At 59.8% G+C, this 21,026-nt stretch carries 18 protein-coding genes and 2 pseudogenes; 15 read left to right on the top strand and 5 right to left on the bottom strand.

Annotation, left to right across the window (positions count from 1 at the left end; genetic code table 11):
* Positions 1–67 precede the first annotated feature (67 nt).
* From ACYZT6_RS20135 to ACYZT6_RS20125, 3 genes and pseudogenes are all read left to right on the top strand, one after another.
* A complete protein-coding gene (locus tag ACYZT6_RS20135; RefSeq protein ID WP_462028349.1) occupies positions 68–964 on the top strand; it encodes a LysR family transcriptional regulator in 897 nt (298 codons plus the stop codon).
* A gap of 362 nt (positions 965–1,326) precedes the next feature.
* Positions 1,327–2,103: pseudogene (locus ACYZT6_RS20130) on the top strand (PAS domain-containing protein); the annotation flags it as partial.
* Positions 2,077–2,646, top strand: a complete 570-nt coding sequence (locus ACYZT6_RS20125; RefSeq protein WP_462029990.1) for a methyl-accepting chemotaxis protein — start codon at positions 2,077–2,079, stop codon at positions 2,644–2,646. The pseudogene ACYZT6_RS20130 and the gene ACYZT6_RS20125, both read left to right, overlap by 27 nt.
* A gap of 173 nt (positions 2,647–2,819) precedes the next feature.
* Here ACYZT6_RS20125 and ACYZT6_RS20120 read toward each other — a convergent pair whose 3' ends face one another.
* The 3 genes from ACYZT6_RS20120 to ACYZT6_RS20110 all read right to left on the bottom strand — a co-directional run bounded on the left by ACYZT6_RS20120 (position 2,820) and on the right by ACYZT6_RS20110 (position 4,653).
* A complete protein-coding gene (locus tag ACYZT6_RS20120; RefSeq protein WP_462028348.1) occupies positions 2,820–3,371 on the bottom strand; it encodes a hypothetical protein in 552 nt (183 codons plus the stop codon).
* A gap of 160 nt (positions 3,372–3,531) precedes the next feature.
* The gene (locus tag ACYZT6_RS20115; protein WP_462028347.1) at positions 3,532–4,164 is read right to left on the bottom strand and encodes a glutathione S-transferase family protein; all 633 of its coding nucleotides are present in this window, start codon (positions 4,162–4,164) and stop codon (positions 3,532–3,534) included.
* Between the two features lie 57 nt (positions 4,165–4,221).
* Positions 4,222–4,653 carry a PACE efflux transporter gene (locus ACYZT6_RS20110; protein ID WP_462028346.1) on the bottom strand — a complete coding sequence of 144 codons (432 nt, stop codon included), beginning with the start codon at positions 4,651–4,653 and terminating at the stop codon, positions 4,222–4,224.
* A 121-nt stretch (positions 4,654–4,774) separates the two neighbouring features.
* Between ACYZT6_RS20110 and ACYZT6_RS20105 the strand changes: the two are divergent.
* Positions 4,775–5,649, top strand: a pseudogene (locus tag ACYZT6_RS20105) (LysR family transcriptional regulator).
* A gap of 158 nt (positions 5,650–5,807) precedes the next feature.
* Here the strand turns inward: ACYZT6_RS20105 and gntR are convergent.
* Positions 5,808–6,839: an HTH-type transcriptional regulator GntR gene (gene gntR, locus ACYZT6_RS20100; RefSeq protein WP_131059738.1), complete on the bottom strand. Its 1,032-nt coding sequence runs from the start codon at positions 6,837–6,839 to the stop codon at positions 5,808–5,810.
* Positions 6,840–7,054: 215 nt separating this feature from the next.
* Between gntR and ACYZT6_RS20095 the strand changes: the two genes are divergently transcribed.
* The gene (locus ACYZT6_RS20095) at positions 7,055–7,588 is read left to right on the top strand and encodes a gluconokinase (protein ID WP_462028345.1); all 534 of its coding nucleotides are present in this window, start codon (positions 7,055–7,057) and stop codon (positions 7,586–7,588) included.
* A gap of 82 nt (positions 7,589–7,670) precedes the next feature.
* Positions 7,671–9,023: a GntP family permease gene (locus ACYZT6_RS20090; protein WP_462028344.1), complete on the top strand. Its 1,353-nt coding sequence runs from the start codon at positions 7,671–7,673 to the stop codon at positions 9,021–9,023.
* A gap of 73 nt (positions 9,024–9,096) precedes the next feature.
* Here ACYZT6_RS20090 and alaC read toward each other — a convergent pair whose 3' ends face one another.
* Entirely contained in the window at positions 9,097–10,317 is a 1,221-nt protein-coding gene (alaC, locus tag ACYZT6_RS20085; RefSeq protein WP_462028343.1) for an alanine transaminase, read from the bottom strand.
* Positions 10,318–10,455: 138 nt separating this feature from the next.
* On the opposite strand from alaC, the gene ACYZT6_RS20080 reads away from it, so the two are divergent.
* From ACYZT6_RS20080 to ACYZT6_RS20040, 9 genes are all read left to right on the top strand, one after another.
* Complete coding sequence (locus ACYZT6_RS20080; protein WP_462028342.1) at positions 10,456–11,118, top strand: LysE family translocator; 663 nt, start codon at positions 10,456–10,458, stop codon at positions 11,116–11,118.
* A 68-nt stretch (positions 11,119–11,186) separates the two neighbouring features.
* Positions 11,187–11,672: a GyrI-like domain-containing protein gene (locus tag ACYZT6_RS20075; protein ID WP_462028341.1), complete on the top strand. Its 486-nt coding sequence runs from the start codon at positions 11,187–11,189 to the stop codon at positions 11,670–11,672.
* 263 nt (positions 11,673–11,935) lie between these two features.
* Positions 11,936–12,034: a K(+)-transporting ATPase subunit F gene (gene kdpF, locus ACYZT6_RS20070; RefSeq protein WP_095130908.1), complete on the top strand. Its 99-nt coding sequence runs from the start codon at positions 11,936–11,938 to the stop codon at positions 12,032–12,034.
* A 167-nt stretch (positions 12,035–12,201) separates the two neighbouring features.
* Entirely contained in the window at positions 12,202–13,908 is a 1,707-nt protein-coding gene (kdpA, locus tag ACYZT6_RS20065; RefSeq protein WP_461953587.1) for a potassium-transporting ATPase subunit KdpA, read from the top strand.
* A 10-nt stretch (positions 13,909–13,918) separates the two neighbouring features.
* Positions 13,919–14,614: a K(+)-transporting ATPase subunit C gene (kdpC, locus tag ACYZT6_RS20060; RefSeq protein WP_462028340.1), complete on the top strand. Its 696-nt coding sequence runs from the start codon at positions 13,919–13,921 to the stop codon at positions 14,612–14,614.
* Entirely contained in the window at positions 14,611–16,680 is a 2,070-nt protein-coding gene (kdpB, locus tag ACYZT6_RS20055) for a potassium-transporting ATPase subunit KdpB (RefSeq protein ID WP_462028339.1), read from the top strand. The genes kdpC and kdpB overlap by 4 nt, the downstream gene beginning before the upstream one ends.
* A gap of 54 nt (positions 16,681–16,734) precedes the next feature.
* Positions 16,735–19,428 carry a DUF4118 domain-containing protein gene (locus tag ACYZT6_RS20050; RefSeq protein ID WP_462028338.1) on the top strand — a complete coding sequence of 898 codons (2,694 nt, stop codon included), beginning with the start codon at positions 16,735–16,737 and terminating at the stop codon, positions 19,426–19,428.
* Entirely contained in the window at positions 19,425–20,117 is a 693-nt protein-coding gene (locus tag ACYZT6_RS20045) for a response regulator (protein ID WP_462028337.1), read from the top strand. The genes ACYZT6_RS20050 and ACYZT6_RS20045 overlap by 4 nt, the downstream gene beginning before the upstream one ends.
* A gap of 406 nt (positions 20,118–20,523) precedes the next feature.
* Positions 20,524–21,021 carry a GNAT family N-acetyltransferase gene (locus ACYZT6_RS20040; RefSeq protein ID WP_462028336.1) on the top strand — a complete coding sequence of 166 codons (498 nt, stop codon included), beginning with the start codon at positions 20,524–20,526 and terminating at the stop codon, positions 21,019–21,021.
* Positions 21,022–21,026 lie beyond the last annotated feature (5 nt).

The raw sequence follows: 21,026 nt of genomic DNA, 5'->3' as shown, positions 1-21,026 counted from the left end.
GTCATAGTGCGCGGCACCCTCGGTAAAATTAATCTTTCAGAGCGCTGCCATAAGGAAAGCTACTGCCATGATGAATCTGATGCATTGGCGAATGGTGGTGGCGGTGGCGGACACCGGCAACATTACCCGGGCTGCCGAGCGAGTCGGCATGACCCAGTCCGGTGCCAGCCAGGCCTTGGCGTTGATCGAGGACACCCTCGGCGTTCAGCTATTCAGCCGGGAGAATCGCCAGACCCTGCCAACGGCCATCGGCCTGCCGGTGATCGAGCAGGCGCGCATGATGCTCGGTGCCCTGGAAAACATTCGCAGCACTGTCGATGCCGCCAGAGACATCCAGCGCGGGACTATCCGTCTCGCCAGTTTCCCTATGGTGCTGGCGACTTTTCTCCCGCCGCTCTTGCGCCGGTTCAATCGCCTGTATCCCGGCATCCAGGTGGTGGCGCTGGAGGTTAGCGACGATGAAGTGGAAACCCTGCTCGCAGCCGGGCTGGTCGATGTCGGCGTGGTGTTGAACCCGGCGCCCGAGCGCAATGCCGGACGATTGGGGCGCGATGCGTGGATGGCGGTGCTGCCCGGCGGTCATCCGCTGGCCCGTCGTTCGAACGAGGAGGGCGTGACCCTTGCGGAGTTGGCCGAACAGCCTTTTGTGCTGGCGACGGGCGGCTGCTCGACCAACGCTCGAAGCCTCGCCGCCGATGCCGGTTTGCAGTTGAGTGATGTGCGGGTCGAGGTCCGTGAGTGGAGCAGCGCGTTTACGCTGGTGCGCGAAAACATCGGTGTCACCCTGGTGCCGGAAATGACCTTGCCGGGCAATCGCCAAGGCCTGCGCGTGGTGCCCGTGCATCCGCGAATCCATCGCGAGTTCGCCCTGGTGGCCGCACCCGACAAAAAAACCTCGGCAGCGGTGCGGGCATTGCTGGACATGCTCGCTGAACCGATTTTGTCCTCAATACTGGCCGACTAGTGGCCTTGCTTCCCTCAAGTGGCTGTCTAAGCTGACTCGTAGCTAACCATGTCGCTCGCAATATGAAAATTGCAGCGCAAGAGTGCGCAACCCAAGGCACCGACACGGAGCAACAAAGGAGCTGGTCGGTAAAGGGAGTTACTCATGAAAACGTTAGGGCTGGCCCGGTCCCGGGCTATCAAGAGAAGGATGTCTTGATAAGAGCGTTGCTACATGGACTCTCCGATTGAACATCATTGATCACCTGACAATTCCTCCCCTGGAGGAACGCGTGTGCCTGTTCCATAGAACGATGTGGTGGATCCGTTGAAAGACCAAAGAACTTTCATCAATCAAAAAAACGCGCTGAAGGTGATACGACCATGTTTAACCTACATCACAAGGCTGACCTGCTGGAAATCCAACGATTCAGCTGTGCGCTGACCGAGGCCAACGCCAAGTTGGCGGCTGTCAGTCGATCAATGGCAATGATTGAGTTCTCCCCGGAAGGCATCGTGCTTGATGCCAACGACAACTTTTGCAGTGTCATGGGTTACAGCGCCGATGAAGTGCGCGGCAAACATCACCGAATCTTTTGCGAAGAAGCGTTCTACCGCAGTGAGGAATACGCAAAGTTATGGCGGGACCTGGCCCGTGGCGAACCGATCAGCGGCACCTTTTTACGGCTGAACAAGCAAGGTAAAGAGATTTGGCTCGAAGCCAGTTACATGCCGGTGTTCGGTCCTGATCGCCAGGTTAAAAGCGTGATTAAAATCGCCTCGGATATCTCCGCGCGCATTTATAAGGAACACGAAAACGATAGCCTGCTGGCGGCGATCGGCCGCTCCATGGCCGTGATCGAGTTCACTCCCGACGGCAAAGTCATCACCGCCAACGAAAATTTCCTGAAGACGATGCATTACTCGCTCAACGAAGTGGTCGGTCAGCACCACAGCCTGTTTTGCCACCGCGCCGACGCCGAGTCGCAGGCTTACAAAGCGTTTTGGGCTTCACTCAATCGCGGCGAATATCACTCCCATCGTTTCGAACGCAAAGACAAATACGGCCATACCGTGTTTCTTGAAGCCTCTTACAATCCCCTGTTCGACGCCAAGGGCCGGCTGTACAAAGTGGTGAAGTTTGCCAGCGACATCACCGAGCAAGTCACCACTTTGCAAACCGCTGCGGAATCGGCTCACAGCACCTCGGTGCAAAACGATGCCTGTGCGCAGAAAGGATCTCAGGTGGTGCAGCAAACGGTGCAAATCATTCAGGACATTTCCCGGGACTTGAACGAAGCAGCGCTCAGTATCGATGCGGTCAGCAAACAGTCCGACATCATCGGCACCATCGTCCAGACCATCCGCGGCATTGCCGACCAGACCAACTTGCTGGCGCTCAACGCGGCCATCGAAGCCGCGCGGGCGGGTGAGCACGGGCGAGGGTTTGCCGTCGTGGCCGATGAAGTGCGCAGCCTCGCGGCACGCACGAGCCAGGCGACGCTGGAGATTGTCGACGTGGTGCGCAAGAACCACGATCTGTCGTTGAGCGCGGTGTCGAGCATGCAGTCGAGCTTGAGCCGAACCGGACTCGGGGTGGAACTGGCGAACGAGGCGGGGGAGGTGATCCTGGAGATTCAGCAAGGGTCGCGGCATGTGGTGGATGCGATCAGTCAGTTCAGCGAGACGTTGCAACTGAACTGAGTGATTACGCCGGCCTGTGTAGCAGCTGGCGCAGCCTGCGTTCGACTGCGAAGCAGTCGTAAATCCTACTTACGCGGTACACCTGACACACCGCGAGTTCCGATTTTACGACTGCTTCGCAGTCGAACGCAGGCTTCGCCAGCTGCTACATAAGAAGCGTTGTTGCAGCGCTATTAAAGCGAAGCGAGGAACTTGTCGACCACCTGGCTACTGCCTTTCTCACTGCTGGTGTTTTCTTTCTCGGCCTGCGCCAGTTTGATTTTGTCCTCCATGCGCTCGGCAATCTCTTTAGCGATCGCCTGTTGTTTTTCCGGCGGCATTTGCTCGACTTCTTCTTTCGTCAAACCCATCTCTTCCAGAATGGAATCCTGGATGCGCTGTTCCGGCGTTTTGCTCATGTATTCCTTGAAGGCGTCTCCGGCCGGGCTGTCACTGGTCCTGAATTGGCCATCGGCTGGCAATTTGGATGACTCGGTAGCTTGCAGCGCCACGCGGGTTTTCGCGAACGCTTCATCGACGTTGTCGCTGATCTTGCTCGCCTCACTGACTTGTTGCGTGGCTTGCTGGGTCGCGGATGCCTGGACCTGCGCCTGCACATTGGTTTGCAGGGCTTGCATCATCGAGCCCTGAAGGTCGCTTCCGGCCGAGGCTTCGGCGAGCGGATCCTTGCCCCACTGCTTGGGCAAGGGAAGGTTTTGCATGTGTTGTTTTGCACTGACCAACATGATGAGTAGACCTTGTAGGTATTTGTGGTGCAGTGCTTTCAGCAAATAGTATGCCTATATAGAAAATTCTATATATATCAGTTGGTTATAGTCTTTTTTCAGACGCTCATGCAGGTTTTGCGGTTAACCATTGCCGCCGGGCGGCAAGCAACGCATTGCATCAAGGCAAGCCGTTGCAGCCGTGTTTGAGGAAGCCCGAGCGTTGTGCCAGTCGTTGAAAATACTCGTCGATGGCCGGGTAGTCAGGCCGCTCCATCGGCGTCATCAGCCAGCGGTTGACTGACAGCCCGATGACAATGTCGGCCAGGGTGAAGCGTGGTCCGGCGACGTAAGCTTTAGTGGTCGCGAGCTGATGCTCGAGGATGCCCATCTTCTGGTTCCAGGTGCGTACACCGGCGGCAATGTGATGCGGGTCCTGGAACTCCGGATCCTTGCGCACCAACGCCGTGAATGCGTAACTCCATGAGGCATTGAGTTCGGTGGCTTGCCAATCCATCCACTGCTCCACCCGAGCGCGTGCCGCCGGATCGTGCGGTAACAGCTCGGTGTTGTGGTGCTTACCGGCGAGGTAGCGGCAGATGGTGTTGGACTCCCACAGCACACCCGCGTCGTCAATGATCACCGGCACCTGGGCATTGGGATTGAGCCGAAGAAACTCCGGCGTGTGGGTGGACGCATAGCCGCCGCCCCAGTCCTCACGTTCGTAGGCAACAGCCAGTTCCTCACAGGTCCACAGGACCTTTCTGACGTTGATGGACGATGCTTTACCCAGAATCTTCAGTGCATGTTCCATTGAGCTACTCCGTTAGCGATTCGACGCTTCAGGAATCTGACAGACCTTGCGCGGTTTTCAAACCGGATCCGGCAGTGCCGAGGCCGGCAACCCAAAGGTGCGATCAAACAGCCAGTTGAACGCGAAGGTGTAGCACGGGATGAAAAGGATCAGCGCCAAGTCCAGCAGGAAGGCTTGCACCAGGCTGATGTTCATCCACCAGGCGATCAGCGGGATGAGAAACACTATCAAGGTTAGTTGAAATCCCACGGCATGGGCGATGCGCCGTTTAACGGTGCGCGTGCGTGATGGCTGACGGCGCTCCCAACGCTCGAACAGCGTGGTGTAGATGAAATTCCAGGTCACTGCGATTGTGGTGATGATCACTGCCAACGGACCAGTGCTGCCCGGTGATGTGCCGGACAGCAGCGCCAGGCCCAGCGCCGAGAACGTCATGCCGATGACTTCGTACAGCGACACGTAGACCAGTTTGCGTTTAACGCCTTGCATGGAGATTTGCCTCTTTCTCGCGAACTTGAAGCCAGGAGCACTGGCGAAGGCGACGAAAGATAGCTTCAATAGAGTTGACAGAAAAAGTCAGTAGCTTTCAGTTTTATTGATAGGACGATGGATGAATTTCAACAGCGACAGCATCGAGTTGTTTCTTGCCGTGATCGAGCGCGGCTCGTTTTCCGCGGCCGCTCGTGCGCTGGGTAAAGTGCCGTCGGCGGTGAGCATGGGCATTGCCAACCTGGAAGCCGAGCTCGGTTATCCATTGTTCGATCGCAGCCATCGAGAACCGGTACCGACGGCGATGGCGAGTGCTTTGGTGCCACACGCGCGGTTGATCGCCGAACAGCTCAAGCAGCTGCAAGTGCATGCGGTCGAACTGTCCCTGGGGCTGGAAAGCAAGTTGTCGATTGGCGTCGTGGCGGACATCGATAAACGCCGTTTGCTGGCCGCAATCAAGGTCATCGCCCAGCGTCATCCGCTGTTGGAAATAGAAATACTCAGCGCGCCGCAGGACGATGTGCTGGCGATGCTGCACAGCGGTCGTGTCAGCGTTTGCCTGGCGTTCGCCGGTTGAGCATGAACGTGCTGGAGCGTTTCCAGTTCGTCGGCACGGAGCGGATGATCGCCACGCTCGCAGCGGACAATCCGCTGTTCCAGGGCAAGGATTTGTTTCTGGAGGATCTGGTTAACGTACGGCAAATCATCGTTGCCAGCCGCGACCTGCCGATCAGCGAAACCCGGCCCCTGGTCGCCGAATCCTATTGGCGCACCGATACCCTGGCGATGGCGCTGGAAATGGTCGAGGCCGGGTTGGGCTGGGGCAACTTTCCGTTATCGGTGGTGCAGCCGTTGCTCGACGCTGGAAGGCTCAAGCGTCTGAGTTTCAGGAACATCGAGAACGGTTTGGTGCTGCCGGTGCACGCGGTGTGGCTCAAGAGCCAGCCGTTGCAGAAAGCGGCGTTGGCGTTCGTCGGGCTCATGTCCGGCACATAACCTGTGGCGAGGGGGCTTGTCGGAACGCCGCATCGCCCCGTTGGGTTGCGAAGCAGCCCTAAAACCGTCACCTGTATGTTTCAGGCACACCGCATGTGACCTATTACGACTGCTACGCAGCCGAACGGGGGCAAGCCCCCTCGCCACAAAAGTCAGGTTTATGTGCTCTCGCGCACCTTCAACTCAAACCCCATGTCCTGCACCGGTTTGGCCACCGCATTCCCCGCCAGCAACGTCAACATCAACTCCGCCGAACGCCGGCCAATGGCCTCACGCGGGGTGCTGATGCTGCTCAAGCGCGGCACCATGTGCGCCGAGGCGGGCAAGTCGTTGAAGCCGAGGATCGCCACACGTTCGGGGATTTTGATCCCGCAGCGCATGGCTTCAAGCAGTGCGCCCTGGGCCAGGTCGTCGTTGCCGAAGAAGATCGCATCCACATCGGGGTGACTGGCCAACAGTTGCAGAAACAGTTCGCCGCCCAGACCGACGGACGACGCGCGTGGCGTCAGCACTTCCAGGTCCGGGTCATACAAACCGGCCTTTTGCAGGGCTTTGCGGAAACCTTCGCCGCGCAACAAGGTGCGTTGATCCAGCTGCGCACCAATGTAGGCCAGGCGTTTACGCCCACGGGACAGCAAATGTTGCGCCGCCGTTTCACCCGCCGCGAGCTGCGAAAAACCCACGCAATTGAGGCCGGCCGCGCTGTCCAGTTCCATCATGTACACGCACGGAATGTTGCTCGCCTCGATCATTCGGCGCGAACTTTCAGTGCGGTCGAAACCGGTGAGCAGCAAGCCACGGGGCTGGTAAGCCATGTAATTGCGCAGCAGGTTTTCTTCTTCATCACGCGAGTAATGGAAGTTGCCGATGAGCACTTCGAAGCCTTTGGGACGCAAAACCTGATGAATGGCTTCCAGCGTATCGATGAACAGCAGGTTGGACAGTGAAGGCACCAGAACCACCACCGAATGGCTCTGGGCCGAGGCCAATGCGCGGGCGGCAGGGTTGACCACGTAGTTCAGTTCAAGGGCAGCTTTCTGCACTTTTTCTACCAGTTCCGTGGCCACCGTGCTGACGCCGCGCAAGGCGCGGGAAGCGGTGATCGGGCTGACACCGGCCAGGCGCGCCACTTCGTTCAAGGTAGGGCGGCCAGTGGTGCGCGTATTTTTATCGTTTTTAGGGGAGATCATCGGACGGCTTGCCAAACAAAATTCGAGGCACTAAGGTAGCGCTGTCTCGATGCAGCTGCAAATGCGTGAGCGGGGTTTGCCTGATCCCCGTTTTTTGGCGTTGGGAACGAACATGCTGCAACCCACAAAAATGACAAGAAGGCGTCGGCAACTTCTGCTTTTGCTCACGTGTCATAACTGGCAAAGGTAGCGCTGTCTGCGCGCTGAGGTGTTACATGAATCATCCCATCACCGCCCTGGTCATCATGGGCGTTGCCGGTTGCGGCAAGACTTGCGTCAGCGAGGCCTTGTGCCAACTCAGCGGCGCGACCGCCATTGAAGGCGACACTTTTCACCCAGCCGCCAATATCGAAAAGATGAGCGCGGGGATCCCCCTCAACGACGACGACCGTGCCGGCTGGCTCGACAGCCTGTGCGAAGAACTGCGCCGCGTTGACGCCCAGGGCCAGCGCCCGGTGCTGACCTGCTCGGCCCTCAAACACATTTATCGCGAACGCCTGCGCAGCGCCTTGCCTGGCCTGGGCTTCGTGTTTCTTGAGCTGACCCCTGAAGTCGCCGCCGATCGTGTCTCCCATCGGCCGGGCCACTTCATGCCTTCGACCTTGATCGACAGCCAGTTCGCCACGCTTGAATCGCCCGTTGGCGAGCCCTTGACCCTTGCTCTGGACGCGTCGAACCACAGCGTCGAGCAACTGGCGCAACAGGCGCATGTCTGGTGGCTGGAACACGGCCTGAAACGCGCGTCATGATTTTTGCCGCGAGAGACAGCGCTGTCCTTATGGCTTGCGAATTACCCGCATTAATAACAACAACAACCAGGAGACACCCCTAATGTTTGGCATGTCCCACGAGACGTTCCTGCTGCTCGATGCAGTGGTCACGGTGATCGGGCTTATCGTCCTGATCACCAAGTTCAAGTTCCACCCCTTCATTGCCCTGATCATCGCCGCAGCCTTTCTCGGGCTGACCTCCGGCATGCCGATCGGCACCATCATCAAGGCGTTCCAGGACGGCTTCGGTGGGGTGCTCGGTTTTGTCGGGATCATCCTCGCGCTGGGCACCATGCTCGGCAAAATGATGGCCGAGTCGGGCGGGGCGGATCAGATTGCCCAGACGCTGATTCGTGCGTTCGGCAAGGACAAGGTGCAGTGGGCCATGATGTTCGCCGCGTTCCTGGTCGGCATTCCGCTGTTCTTCGAAATCGGCTTCGTGCTGCTGATCCCGCTGGTGTTCATCGTCGCCCGGCGTACCGGCGTGTCGATCATCAAGATCGGCATTCCACTGCTGGCGGGTCTGTCCGCCGTACACGGTCTGGTTCCGCCGCACCCGGGTCCGTTGCTGGCCATCGGCGTGTTCGGTGCCGACATTGGTAAAACCATTCTGTACGGCCTGATCGTTGCGCTGCCGACGGCCATCATCGCAGGCCCGATCTACGGCACGTTCATTGCCAAATACATCCCCGGTCATCCTAACCAGGAACTGGTGGATCAACTGGCACGTGAGAACGATTCTGCCGATCTCCCGAGTTTCTCCATCACCTTGATCACCGTGCTGTCGCCGGTTTTCCTGATGTTGCTCAAGACCTTTGCCGATGTGGTGCTGCCGGACGGTAACTTCTTCCGCACCTTTATGGACCTGATCGGTCACCCGATCTCGGCCCTCCTGCTGGCGTTGCTGCTGTCGCTGTACACCTTCGGTTACAAGCAGGGCATTGGCTCCAACCAGATGCTCAAATGGCTGGATGCGAGCCTCGCGCCAACCGCCGCGATCATCCTGATCATCGGTGCCGGTGGTGGCTTCAAGCAGATGCTGGTGACCAGCGGTGTTGGTAATGTCATCGGCAACATGGCGGTGGAAGCGCAGATCTCGCCGATTTTGCTGGCGTGGCTGGTGGCGGCGGTGATCCGTATAGCGACCGGTTCGGCGACCGTGGCCACCATTACCGGCGCGGGCATCGTGGTGCCGGTGGTGGGGATGATTCCGGGTGTGAACCGTGAACTGCTGGTACTGGCGACCGGTGCCGGTTCGTTGATCTTGTCTCACGTCAACGACGCGGGTTTCTGGCTGGTGAAGCAGTACTTCAACATGACCGTGGCTGAAACCTTCAAGACCTGGACCGCGATGGAAACCATCCTGTCCATCGTTGCGCTGGGCTTTATCCTGCTGCTGTCGATGTTCGTTTAAAAGCTTCGCGGGCAAGCCTCGCTCCTACAGGTCACACCGACCAGTAGGAGCGAGGCTTGCCCGCGAAGGCGATTTAACTGGCGTTGGTTTTCTGAACTAACCCATCCGCCCTGAACATCCCGCGAATCCCGCGCACAGCCTGACGAATCCGGTCCTGGTTTTCGATCAGCGCGAAGCGCACATGATCATCCCCATACTCACCAAACCCGACACCCGGCGACACACAGACTTTCGCTTCGGCCAGCATCTTCTTGGCAAATTCCAGCGAACCCAGATGTGCGTACGCTTCGGGAATCTTGGCCCAGACATACATCGACGCTTTCGGGTTTTCCACCATCCAGCCCAGTTCATGCAGGCCTTTGACCAGCACGTTGCGGCGCTGCCGATATTGCTCGGCGATGTCTTTGACGCACTGCTGATCGCCTTCCAGCGCCGCAATGGCCGCGACCTGCAGAGGGGTGAACGTGCCGTAGTCGTGGTAACTCTTGATCCGCGCCAGGGCGTTGACCAGCTCAGCGTTGCCGACCATGAAACCGATCCGCCAGCCCGCCATGTTGTAGCTCTTGGACAGGGTAAAAAACTCCACCGCAATGTCCTTGGCGCCCGGCACTTGCATGATCGACGGGGCTTTCCAGCCGTCGTAGACGATGTCGGCGTAAGCCAGGTCGTGTACTACCAAAACGTCGTACTGCTTGGCGAGGGCGATCACCCGTTCGAAGAAATCCAGCTCCACGCACTGCGCGGTGGGGTTCGACGGGAAGCCGAGGATCATCATTTTCGGTTTCGGGATCGAACCGCGAATGGCGCTTTCCAGTTCGGCGAAGAAGTCCACGCCAGGGATCAGCGGCACCGAACGCACCTGGGCACCGGCAATCACGGCACCGTAGATGTGAATCGGGTAACTCGGGTTCGGCACCAGCACGGTGTCGCCCTGGTCGAGGGTGGCCAGCATCAAATGCGCCAGGCCTTCCTTGGAGCCGATGGTGACAATGGCTTCGCTTTCCGGGTCGATGTCGACTTCGTAGCGATCCTTGTACCAATTGGAAATGGCCCGGCGCAAACGCGGAATGCCCTTGGACGTCGAATAGCCGTGGGTGTCTTCGCGCTGGGCGACGGTGACCAGTTTTTCGACGATGTGCGGCGGAGTAGGGCCGTCAGGGTTGCCCATGCTGAAGTCGATGATGTCTTCGCCACGACGACGGGCGGCCATCTTCAGCTCGGCAGTGATGTTGAATACGTAAGGGGGGAGTCGATCTATGCGCGCAAAGCGGCGCGGCGAACCTGGGTTAGCCATTGTTGCCTCGGTAACGTGAGCGCCCGGAACCGTCCGAGCGACGCTGGCCACTGCGGTGGCCTGTGGCGGAATGTAAGGGCTGTTGTGGCACACTGTCCAGCGACTATGTAAACAAATTTGTCCGAAGGAACCCGGTTGATGGAATTTACCAGCGGCTTTTTGCTGAGCCTTTCGCTGTGCCTGGATATCGGCGTGGCCAATATCGCGATGATCACGTTGGCCATGCAGCGCGGCTATTTTCAAGGCTTTGCCTTGGGGTTGGGGACGTGTGTCGGCGACCTGATTTACGCAGTGCTGGCGCTGGCGGGCATGACCGTTTTGCTGCAATACGAAACCGTGCGTTGGGTGCTGTGGATTGGCGGTTCAGCGCTGCTGGTGTATTTCGCGGCGAAGATGATCTACTCGGCGATTCACCATGAGGCGGTGCTGGCGCAGTCCGCGGAAGTGGGGCAGAACTCCCACCGTAAGGAGTTTTTCCGCGGGATCTTCCTGGCCATGTCGTCCCCCAGCGCCATCCTCTGGTTCGCGGCGGTGGGCGGCACGCTGATCGCGCGTTCAGGTGGCGGCGATGCCCTGAGTTCGGCGCTGTTCCTCGGTGGGTTTCTCTGCGCTGGCGTGCTCTGGTGTGTCGCTTTGTGCTTCGCCGCGAGCCATGGCGGCAAGTTGCTGGGTGACAAACTGTTACGTTACTCCTACATGGCATCGGCGGCGATCTTCTGTTATTTCGCGGTCTACGTGATCCTATCGGGTTATAACGAGTTCGTTGGCAGCGGCGCCGTCGAACAGTTGCACGCCCTGTAAGTGGGCGAATCGGGTTTGGCTTCTATACTTCCAGCCGAACCCACTTTTTTCGTCTCAGGAGTTGAGTCATGGATGAGCAAACAGGCGTAACACCGGCCGAGCCCCGCTTCGAACACGGGCACTTCCTGCTCATTGCAGGGTTGGGTGGTCGATTTACCCAGCAGACTACCCAAGGCATCCCCGACCTTTGGGAGAAATTCGTTCCCGAGATTGGCAAAATTCCCGGTCAAAAAGGTGAAGTGACCTACGGCATCTGCTGCAATCCCGATGGCAAAGGTGGTTTCGAATACATCGCCGGCGTGGAGATCGACAAACTCGACGATCTGCCCGAAAAGTACCGCTGGGTCGAAGTTCAACCCCAGCATTACGCGGTGTTCGAGCACAAAGGCACGCTGGACCAGTTGCCCGCGACCTTTCAGTACATCTGGAAAACCTGGCTGCCGCAGTCCGGTAAAGAAGCGGCGGACGCCCCGGAGTTCGAACGCTACAGCGAAGACTTCAACCCGAAGCTCAACACCGGCGTGCTGGAAATCTGGCTGCCGCTCAAATCGTAATGAACCAAGCCGGGAACGGGCACTTCACAGTGCCCGTTCGTGACTGTCGTTGCCCCCTCGCATCACCTCCCGCCTACCGCCCGTTTCGCTCGATCTATACGCCGTCTTAATACCGCGGCCCCCAATCAGTGTCCGTCCTTGATACCCCCTCACTTAACCTGCACAGCGCAGATAAGAGCGCGTGTTCAGTGCGTTTTTTGCTCTGACGCGCTCTACCGGGGCCCGATTGCGGGTGCCCATTCGTTAAGTCAGGGGGAGCTGTCTTGTTAACACTCGAGTTCATTTACATCGCCAGCGGCCTGTGCGCCGCCCTGTTGTTCGCCTACCTGGGTTACGCCCTTATCCGTGCAGAAAAGTTCTGATGGCCGCAGTCATTGCGGCACAGGCGTTTTTATTCGCCCGCCAGGGCGGTCTTGAGAAAGGAAAACGGCAATGTACGACCTGATTTTCATGGGGGTTAGCGTGGTGTTTTTTGCTGCGACAGCCATGGTCATCGTCGCCATGGGCAAGATTTGAACGGAGCATCGACATGTTGAGCACTATGCTGGAATTTGCGGTGATTCTCGGGTTGATGACCGGGCTCGCCGTTCTGATGGGGAAGTGGCTGACGCTGGTATTCACCGGGCGAAACCATGCCTTGGCGGAGCGCGCCACGTATCGTTTGCTGGGGATCGATTCGACCGAAACCATGGGCTGGGCACGTTATGGCTCGGCCCTGTTGCTGTCGAACGCGGCCATGATGTTGCTGGGTTACATCGTGTTGCGTCTGCAAGGTTTCATGCCACTCAACCCCTTGGGGCTGAGCGCGCAAACGCCGGATCTGGCGTTCAATACCGCGGCGTCTTTTATCACCAACACCAACTGGCAGGCTTATTCAGGTGAGACCAGCCTGTCCAACTTCAGCCAGATGGCGGTTATCACCTTCCTGATGTTCGTCGGCGCAACAGCGGGCGTTGTGGCTGCGGCGGGATTCATTCGCGGCCTCAGTCGGTCGAACTCCGCTGACATCGGCAACTACTGGGTGGACTTCACTCGCACGCTGTACCGGGTGATGCTGCCACTGTGTTTTGGCATGGCGCTGGTTTATGTCTGGCAAGGCATGCCACAAACCCTGAACTCCCAGGCCCTTGCCACTACGCTGGAAGGCGCACAGCAGCAATTGATCGTCGGCGCGGTGGCGAGCTTCGAGTCAATCAAGCACATCGGCACCAACGGTGGCGGCTTTTTCAGCATGAACGCCGCGCATCCGTTCGAGAACCCGACCCCGCTGACGAACATGCTGCATATCCTCAGCATGTTGCTGATCCCGTCAGCGCTGACGTACACCTTCGGTAGCATGCTGATGCGTCGGCGTCAGGGCTGGGTGTTCTTTGGCACGTTCCTGGTGATGTTCGTCGGCTTTCTGAGCATCGTTTACACCGCCGAACAAAGTGGCAACCCGCTGTTGACTCGAGTGGGTGCGGATCAGGTGCTGTCAGCGACCCAGAGTGGCGGCAACATGGAGGGCAAGGAGTTGCGCTTCGGGATTGCCGACACCAGCCTGTTCGTGACCACCACCACCGGCGCAACCACCGGCTCGGTGAACGCCATGCATGACTCGCTGACGCCTATGGGCGGCTTCGTACCGCTGGCGCAGATGATGCTCAACTGCGTGTTCGGTGGCGACGGCGTGGGCTTTATCAACCTGATCCAGTACGCGCTGCTGACGGTGTTTCTGGTGGGCATGATGATCGGTCGCAGCCCCGAATTCCTCGGCAAGAAGATAGAGGCGCGGGAGATCAAGCTGGTCATGCTCTCGGTGCTGGCCCACCCCATCTGCATTCTCGGCTTCACCGCCCTGGCGGCACTCTGGCCCGACACTCTCAATAGCCTCAACAACCAAGGGCCTCATGGCTTCAGCGAGGTGCTGTATGCCTACACCTCGGGCACTGCCAACAACGGTTCGGCGTTCGCCGGGCTGAATGCCAATACGCCGTTCTTTAACACCACCATCGGTCTTGCCATGTTGCTCGGACGCTTCTTCACGATGCTGCCGATGCTCGCGGTCGCCGGTTCCTTGGCGATGAAAAAGAACATCCCGGCCGGTGCCGGCACCATCCCGACCGCCACGCCGCTGTTCATGTTTCTGGTGGTGTTCGTGGTGTTGGTGGTGGGCGGCCTGACTTTCCTGCCGGCGCTCGCGCTCGGCCCGCTGGTCGAGCAACTGCAGTTGCTGTCCGGCCAGACCTACAAGTGAGGGGGATGTGATGACTCAAGTACAAACACAAACCAAGGTGCAATTTCTGTTTGTCGGCCTGTTGCGCCCGGTGCTGATTTCGGCGGCGTTCTTCATGTTGCTGACCGGGCTGGTGTATCCGTTGTTCACCACGCTGGTGGCTAACGTGCTGTTCCCCTATCAGGCCCGGGGCAGTCTGGTTGAACGGGACGGGTTGGTGATCGGTTCGGCGGTGATCGGCCAGCATTTCACTCGCCCCGAGTATTTTCAGGGGCGGCCGAGCATGACCCTCGGCGCTGACCCGCTGGATCCGAGCAAGAGCGTGGCCCAGCCGTACAACGCAGGTTCCAGTGGCGCCAGTAACCTTGGCCCGACCAACCAGAAGTTGATCGACACCGTGGCCATGCGCGTCGAAGCCTACCGCCGACAGAACGGTCTGGCAGCCGATGCCCAGGTGCCGGTGGATGCGGTCACCTCGTCGGCGTCAGGTCTGGACCCGCACATCTCGGTGGCCAACGCACAGATTCAGGCTTCGCGCGTCGCACGCCTGCGTCACCTGCCGGAAGCCGATCTGTTGAAGCTGGTGAATGCCCACACTGAGCAACGCACCTTTGGTTTGCTCGGCGAGCCCCGGGTCAATGTGCTGCAACTCAACCTCGCGATGGATGCTCTGACGCCTGCGCATCAGCCATCCCTTGCGGCCAGTGAACAAGAGAAACAACCATGAGTAAGCAAGTTCGTTTGCCTTTGTTCGACCGTGGATTGTTGCTCACGGCGTGCCTGGATGCTTTCAAGAAATTGCTGCCCCAGGCGCAGTGGAAGAACCCGGTAATGTTTGTGGTGTACCTGGGCAGTATTCTCACCACGCTGTTGTGGGTTCAATCACTGGTCGGCAAAGGGGAAGCCCCCAGTGGTTTCATTCTCAGCATCACGCTGTGGCTGTGGTTCACCGTGTTGTTTGCCAACTTCGCCGAAGCCCTGGCCGAGGGGCGCAGTCGGGCCCAGGCGGCCAGCCTGCGCGGGATGAAGCGCCAGACCCTGGCCAAGCTGTTGCAGCAACCCCGGCACGGTTCCGCCTGGAGGCTCGTGCCTTCCAGCGAACTGATCAAGGACACCGTGGTGTTGATCGAGGCTGGCGATCTGGTGCCCCTCGATGGTGTGGTGATCGAAGGTGTGGCGTCGGTGGATGAAAGCGCGATCACCGGGGAGTCGGCACCGGTGATTCGCGAGGCGGGCGGCGACTTTTCATCGGTCACCGGGGGCACAAAAGTGCTGTCGGACTGGCTGGTGGTGCGTATCAGCGTCAATCCCGGCGAGTCGTTTCTGGATCGCATGATCTCAATGGTCGAATCCGCGAAGCGCCAGAAGACGCCCAACGAAGTCGCGCTGACCATTCTGCTGGTGGGGCTGACGTTTCTGTTTCTGTTGGTGATCGTGACGCTGGGCCCGTATTCGATGATGGCGGTGACCATGAGCGGCGGCGACGTGGTCAGCGCAACGGTGCTGGTGGCGTTGCTGGTCTGTCTGATCCCCACGACCATTGGCGGCCTGCTGTCGGCGATTGGTGTGGCGGGCATGAGCCGGATGATGTCGGCCAACGTCATTGCCACCTCCGGGCGGGCTGTGGAAGCGGCGGGTGACGTTGATGTCCTGCTGTTGGACAAAACCGGCACCATTACCTTGGGTAATCGCCAGGCCAGCAGTTTCCTGCCAGCGCCCGGAGTCAAGGAGTCGGAACTGGCGGACGCCGCGCAGTTGGCCTCGCTGGCCGACGAAACGCCGGAAGGACGCAGTATTGTGGTGCTCGCCAAGCAGAAGTTCGACCTGCGGGCGCGGGACCTCAATGCCCTGGGGGCGAGCTTCGTGCATTTCACCGCGCAAACCCGTATGAGCGGCGTCGATCTGGCCGGCGGCCGGCGCATCCGCAAGGGTGCGGCAGATGCCATTCGCCAGCACATCGAGGCGCTGGGCGGCAGCTTTCCGTCGGCATTGCAGAGCAAGGTCGATGAAGTCTCGCGCCGTGGCAGTACGCCGCTGGTCGTGTGCGATGGTGAAAAGGCATTGGGCGTGGTCGAGCTCAAGGACGTGGTCAAGGGCGGTATCAAGGAGCGTTTTGCCGAACTGCGGCGCATGGGGATCAAGACGGTCATGATCACCGGCGACAACCGCCTGACGGCGGCGGCGATTGCCGTGGAGGCCGGTGTCGACGACTTTCTGGCCGAGGCCCGGCCGGAAGACAAGCTGCAACTGATCCGCGACTACCAGGCGCAGGGCAAGCTGGTGGCGATGACGGGCGATGGCACCAATGATGCGCCGGCACTGGCGCAGGCGGACGTGGCCGTGGCCATGAACAGCGGTACTCAGGCGGCCAAGGAAGCGGGCAACATGGTCGATCTGGACAGCAACCCGACCAAGCTGATCGAGGTGGTTGAAGTCGGCAAGCAGATGCTCATGACGCGCGGCGCGTTAACCACCTTCAGCGTGGCCAACGATGTGGCCAAGTATTTTGCTATCGTACCGGCCGCATTCGTCGCGACCTATCCGCAACTGGGTGCCCTGAACGTGATGCACCTGAGCAGCCCGAACTCGGCGATCCTCAGCGCGGTGATCTTCAATGCCCTGATCATCGTGTTTCTGATCCCGCTGGCGCTGAAGGGTGTGACCTACCGAGCCATCGGCGCCGCGGCGTTGCTCAATCGCAACCTGCTGATCTATGGGCTGGGTGGCGTGCTGGTGCCGTTCGCGGGGATCAAGGTGATCGACATGCTGTTGGCCGGGCTTGGCCTGGTTTGAAAGGACTGACTGCGCGGCGCCCTGTGTGGCGCCGTGCAGCTCAAAAGGATTGCCATGCTCGTAACTGATACGTTCACCGCTTCACGTGACGGCCGCCCTGATCCCGACGCGCTGCTGGAGAAGTTGCAACAAGACGAACAGGCCGCCCTGCGTGGCAAATTGCGCATCTATTTCGGCTCCAATGCCGGAGTGGGGAAAACCTGTGCCATGCTCATCGCGGCTCAACGCGAAGTGACCCAGGGCCGTGACCTGGTGGCTGGAGTGGTCGAAACCCATGGCCGCCGGGAAACCGCTGAACTGCTCACGGGTCTGGAGCTGCTGCCGCGCTACAGCGTGATGCATCGCGAGTGTGCCCTCAGCGAGTTCGATCTGGATGCCGCGCTGGCGCGACGTCCGGCGGTGCTGCTGGTGGATGAGCTGGCCCACAGCAACGTTCCCGGCTCGCGTCACCCCAAACGCTGGCAGGATGTCGAAGAACTGCTGCGCGCCGGCATCGACGTCTGGACCACCCTCAATGTCCAGCACCTGGAAAGTCTCAACGATATCGTCAGCGGGATCATCGGCATCCGGGTGCGCGAGACCGTACCCGATCATCTGTTCGACGCTGCTCATGAGGTGGTGGTGATCGACCTGCCACCTGATGACTTGCTACGCCGTCTCAAGGAAGGCAAGGTCTATCTGCCGCCCCAGGCCGAGCGCGCGTCCCGGCATTTCTTTCGCAAAGGCAACTTGCTGGCCTTGCGCGAGCTGGCGCTGCGGCGCACGGCCGATCGAGTCGATGCACAGATGCGCGACTATCGCCGCGAGCGGTCCATCAACACCCTTTGGCCCGCGCGCGAGCGTCTTCTGGTCGGCGTGGCAGGCTACCCGTCGGATGAACGTCTGGTTCGTGAAGCGGCGCGTCTGGCACAAAAACTCGAGGCGGACTGGATTGTCGTCCATGTGCCTTCGGTCCATCGCCGTGAAGGCGGCGAGAACCGCTATGCCGCCGCCATGAAAACCCTGGCGCTGGCCGCTGAGTTCGGTGCCGACACGGCCACGCTGTCAGGCATGGACGTGGCCGAGACGCTGGTGGCGTTTGCCCGTGAACATAACGCCAATCGCCTGGTGCTCGGGCATTACCCGCGCAAGGTCTGGCAGTTCTGGCATCAGTCGATCAGTGACCGTATCAGCCGTCGTCACCCCGAGATCGATCAGATTGTCATCGCTCATGGCCCGTTGCCCGTCGTGGTTGCGGTGGCGGTGAACACGGATGCCGCGTTGCCGCCGAGCAGGGCTGCGGCGTACCTGTGGGCCAGCCTTGCCTGTTTTGCCGCCACGGCTGTGGCGGCCTTGTTGTTGCAGGTGTTTGATCTGGCCAACGTGGTCATGCTGTTTTTGCTCACGGTGGTGTTGGTCTCCCTGCGTTACGGGCGCGGGCCGGGTGTCTGGGCGGCGATGCTGGCGGTGCTGTGTTTTGATTTCTTCTTCGTCCAGCCACGCTGGTCGTTCACGGTCAATGACACCCAGTATTTCTTTACCTTCGCCCTGATGCTGGGTATTGCGTTGATCACCGGTCAACTGACGGCCCGCTTGCGTCATGAGGCTCGCACCGCTGCTGGCCGTGAGCGGCGCGCGACGTCATTGGCGAGGCTGGCTCGCGACCTGTCGGCGGCGCTGACGGTGGAGCAGATTACGGAGGTGGCGCTGCGCACCTTCAGTGGCGTGTTTGAAGCGCGGGGCGGGCTGGCACTTCCGGACGCTATAGACAGTGTCCATTCCAGTGGCGCCGGCACGTTCCCGATCGATGAAAGCATTGCCCAATGGGTTTACGACCACGGCCAACCCGCGGGTCAGGGCACCGATACACTGGCGGCCGCTCAAGGCCGCTATTTGCCATTAAAGGCGCCCATGCGCGTACGCGGCGTGTTGGTGCTCGAACTGGCTGAACCCGAGCGATTGAGCGAGCCTGAAGAACAGCGTTTGCTCGAAGCGTGCATGAGCCAACTGGCGATTGCGCTGGAGCGGGTGCATTTCGTCGAAGTGGCGCAGAGCACCCTGGTGCAGATGGAGGGCGAGCGCATGCGCAATACGCTGCTGGCCGCGATCTCTCATGACCTGCGCACGCCGCTGACCACCATTATCGGCGCGGCAGATGCGGCGGCACCTCACGCGCCGCCCGGACCGCTGACGCAGTTGCTGGGCGGTATCCGCGATCAGGCCAGCTCCATGCAGCGGTTGATCGAAAACCTGTTGGACATGGCCCGGATGCAGGAACGCGGTGTGCGCCTCAACCGGCAATGGCACTCACTGGAGGAAATCGTCGGCAGCGCTTTGCGTCAACTGCGCGAGCCGTTGGCGCGGCATGTGGTGCGCACCGCACTGTCGCCGCAGTTGCCGTTGGTGGAAGTCGATGCGCTGTTGATTGAGCGCGTGCTGGTCAACCTTCTGGACAACGCCGCCAAGTACACCCCGGCCGGAACGCTGGTGCAGGTGGCGGCCCGGCAAGAGGAGGACAGCATTGTGCTGGAGGTGATCGACGCCGGTCCCGGTTGTCCTCAGGGCAGCACACCTCAGAGCCTGTTCGAGCCGTTCACCCGTGGCCAGCAGGAGTCGGCCGTGGCCGGCATCGGCCTTGGGCTGGCGTTGGCAAAACGCATTGTCCAGGCTCATGGCGCAACGATCGAGGCCCAACCCCTGGCCACCTCGGGTATCCGCTTTGTCATCACTCTACCGGCGGGTCACCCGCCTTCCATGGAATCGCTATGACCAGTGCACGCATCCTCATTGTCGAGGACGAGGCCAACATCCGCCGTTTCATCGGTATCGCGCTGCAGGATGAAGGTTTTCAGGTGTTCGAAGCCGACAACGTCAAACGCGCCCTGATCCACGCTGCCAGCCGTCAACCGGATCTGGTGATTGTCGATCTGGGCTTGCCCGACGGTGACGGCAAACAATTGATCAGCGAGCTGCGGGGCTGGATGACGGTGCCGATTCTGGTGCTGTCGGCCCGTGATCGTGAAGAGGAAAAAGTGGCGGCACTGGATGCGGGCGCCGACGATTACCTGGTCAAACCCTTCGGCGTGCCCGAGTTGCTCGCGCGTATCCGCGCCCAGCTGCGTCGACATGTGCAGAACGGAACCGCCGCCGTCACCAGCAAGGTGACGTTCGGCATGATCGAAGTGGACCTGTCCACGCACGAGGTCCGGAGCGAGGGCCAAGCGGTCCATCTGACGCCCATCGAGTATCGCCTGCTTTGCGCGTTGATTCGCGGACAAGGCCGGGTCATGACCCATCGCCAGTTACTGCTGGAAGTGTGGGGGCTGGATTACGTCGATCGTGCTCACTACCTACGGGTGCACATGGCGCACTTGCGGCAGAAACTGGAGGCCGATGCGGCCCAGCCGCAACATTTCATCACCGAATTGCAGGTGGGCTATCGCTTGGTGGGGCTGTAGAGCAAGGCTGGCGCTGGTTGAAGCGCCTGACCTTGTGTCGTTCACTTGCCTTTCTTGATTCGGCGCTCGCGCAGGAAATCGATGTACAGCGTGATGAAGCCGAACGAGCTAATGCTGAACAACACGAGTAGGCCGATTTGAGTCGTGCTCATGATCACAGTCCTGTGAGTGGGACGAGGAGGGCTCAACCTGCCGTGGCTGGGCGTCTTCAATCGTCGAGGCACAGATAAATAATACGAACCCGAGGCATTGGGTAGCGGTTATATGAAAGCTTTACGGTGCCGTCCTTTAACCCTATGCACTTTATACGAGCGCTGAGTATCGGGCGTTCAAGGGCCAGTCAGTGTTGTTAGAATCGGCGAGCGATACTCTGTCTTCTCACTTGCCCCAAGGTTGCTGTTGCGCCATGAACTCGTCGAACCCTGTCATCCGAAACGTCCTGCCTGCTGACCTGGACCGCTGCTTCGCCATCGAAACCGTTGCCTACGAAGGCGACGAAGCCGCCACCCGGGAAAAAATCGCCACCCGCATTGCCACCTGGCCCGAGGGTTTCATCGTCGCGGAAGTGGACGGAGTGGTAGCCGGTTTCATTAATTCCGGAGCGGCATTTGAGGTGGAAATGTCAGACGAAGCGTTCAAGGAACTGATCGGCCACGACCCGGCCGGCCCGCACGTGGTGATCATGTCGGTGGTGGTGCACCCGGATTATCAGGGGCAAGGATTGGCAAAGCGTTTGATGGGCGAGTTCATCGAGCGCATGCGGGGTTTGGGCAAGAGCACCATCCACCTGATGTGCAAGGAGCGGCATATTCCGCTGTATGCCGGATTCGGTTTTGCCTACATCAAGCCTTCGGTCTCGGACCACGGTGGCATGGCGTGGCATGAGATGGTGTTGGAGTTGTAACCGGA

The organism is Pseudomonas sp. RT6P73 (assembly GCF_054897715.1).
This window is presented reverse-complemented; position numbering and strand designations above follow the sequence as displayed.

Coding starts and splice junctions, on each gene's coding strand:
- ACYZT6_RS20095 (WP_462028345.1), top strand. CDS start 7,055: ATGAATCATCCCATCACCGCCCTGGTCATCATGGGCGTTGCCGGTTGC.
- ACYZT6_RS20090 (WP_462028344.1), top strand. CDS start 7,671: ATGTTTGGCATGTCCCACGAGACGTTCCTGCTGCTCGATGCAGTGGTC.
- kdpC (WP_462028340.1), top strand. CDS start 13,919: ATGACTCAAGTACAAACACAAACCAAGGTGCAATTTCTGTTTGTCGGC.
- ACYZT6_RS20080 (WP_462028342.1), top strand. CDS start 10,456: ATGGAATTTACCAGCGGCTTTTTGCTGAGCCTTTCGCTGTGCCTGGAT.
- ACYZT6_RS20110 (WP_462028346.1), bottom strand. CDS start 4,653: ATGCAAGGCGTTAAACGCAAACTGGTCTACGTGTCGCTGTACGAAGTC.
- ACYZT6_RS20040 (WP_462028336.1), top strand. CDS start 20,524: ATGAACTCGTCGAACCCTGTCATCCGAAACGTCCTGCCTGCTGACCTG.
- kdpA (WP_461953587.1), top strand. CDS start 12,202: ATGTTGAGCACTATGCTGGAATTTGCGGTGATTCTCGGGTTGATGACC.
- ACYZT6_RS20135 (WP_462028349.1), top strand. CDS start 68: ATGATGAATCTGATGCATTGGCGAATGGTGGTGGCGGTGGCGGACACC.
- ACYZT6_RS20045 (WP_462028337.1), top strand. CDS start 19,425: ATGACCAGTGCACGCATCCTCATTGTCGAGGACGAGGCCAACATCCGC.
- ACYZT6_RS20120 (WP_462028348.1), bottom strand. CDS start 3,371: ATGTTGGTCAGTGCAAAACAACACATGCAAAACCTTCCCTTGCCCAAG.
- alaC (WP_462028343.1), bottom strand. CDS start 10,317: ATGGCTAACCCAGGTTCGCCGCGCCGCTTTGCGCGCATAGATCGACTC.
- ACYZT6_RS20115 (WP_462028347.1), bottom strand. CDS start 4,164: ATGGAACATGCACTGAAGATTCTGGGTAAAGCATCGTCCATCAACGTC.
- ACYZT6_RS20075 (WP_462028341.1), top strand. CDS start 11,187: ATGGATGAGCAAACAGGCGTAACACCGGCCGAGCCCCGCTTCGAACAC.
- gntR (WP_131059738.1), bottom strand. CDS start 6,839: ATGATCTCCCCTAAAAACGATAAAAATACGCGCACCACTGGCCGCCCT.
- ACYZT6_RS20050 (WP_462028338.1), top strand. CDS start 16,735: ATGCTCGTAACTGATACGTTCACCGCTTCACGTGACGGCCGCCCTGAT.
- kdpB (WP_462028339.1), top strand. CDS start 14,611: ATGAGTAAGCAAGTTCGTTTGCCTTTGTTCGACCGTGGATTGTTGCTC.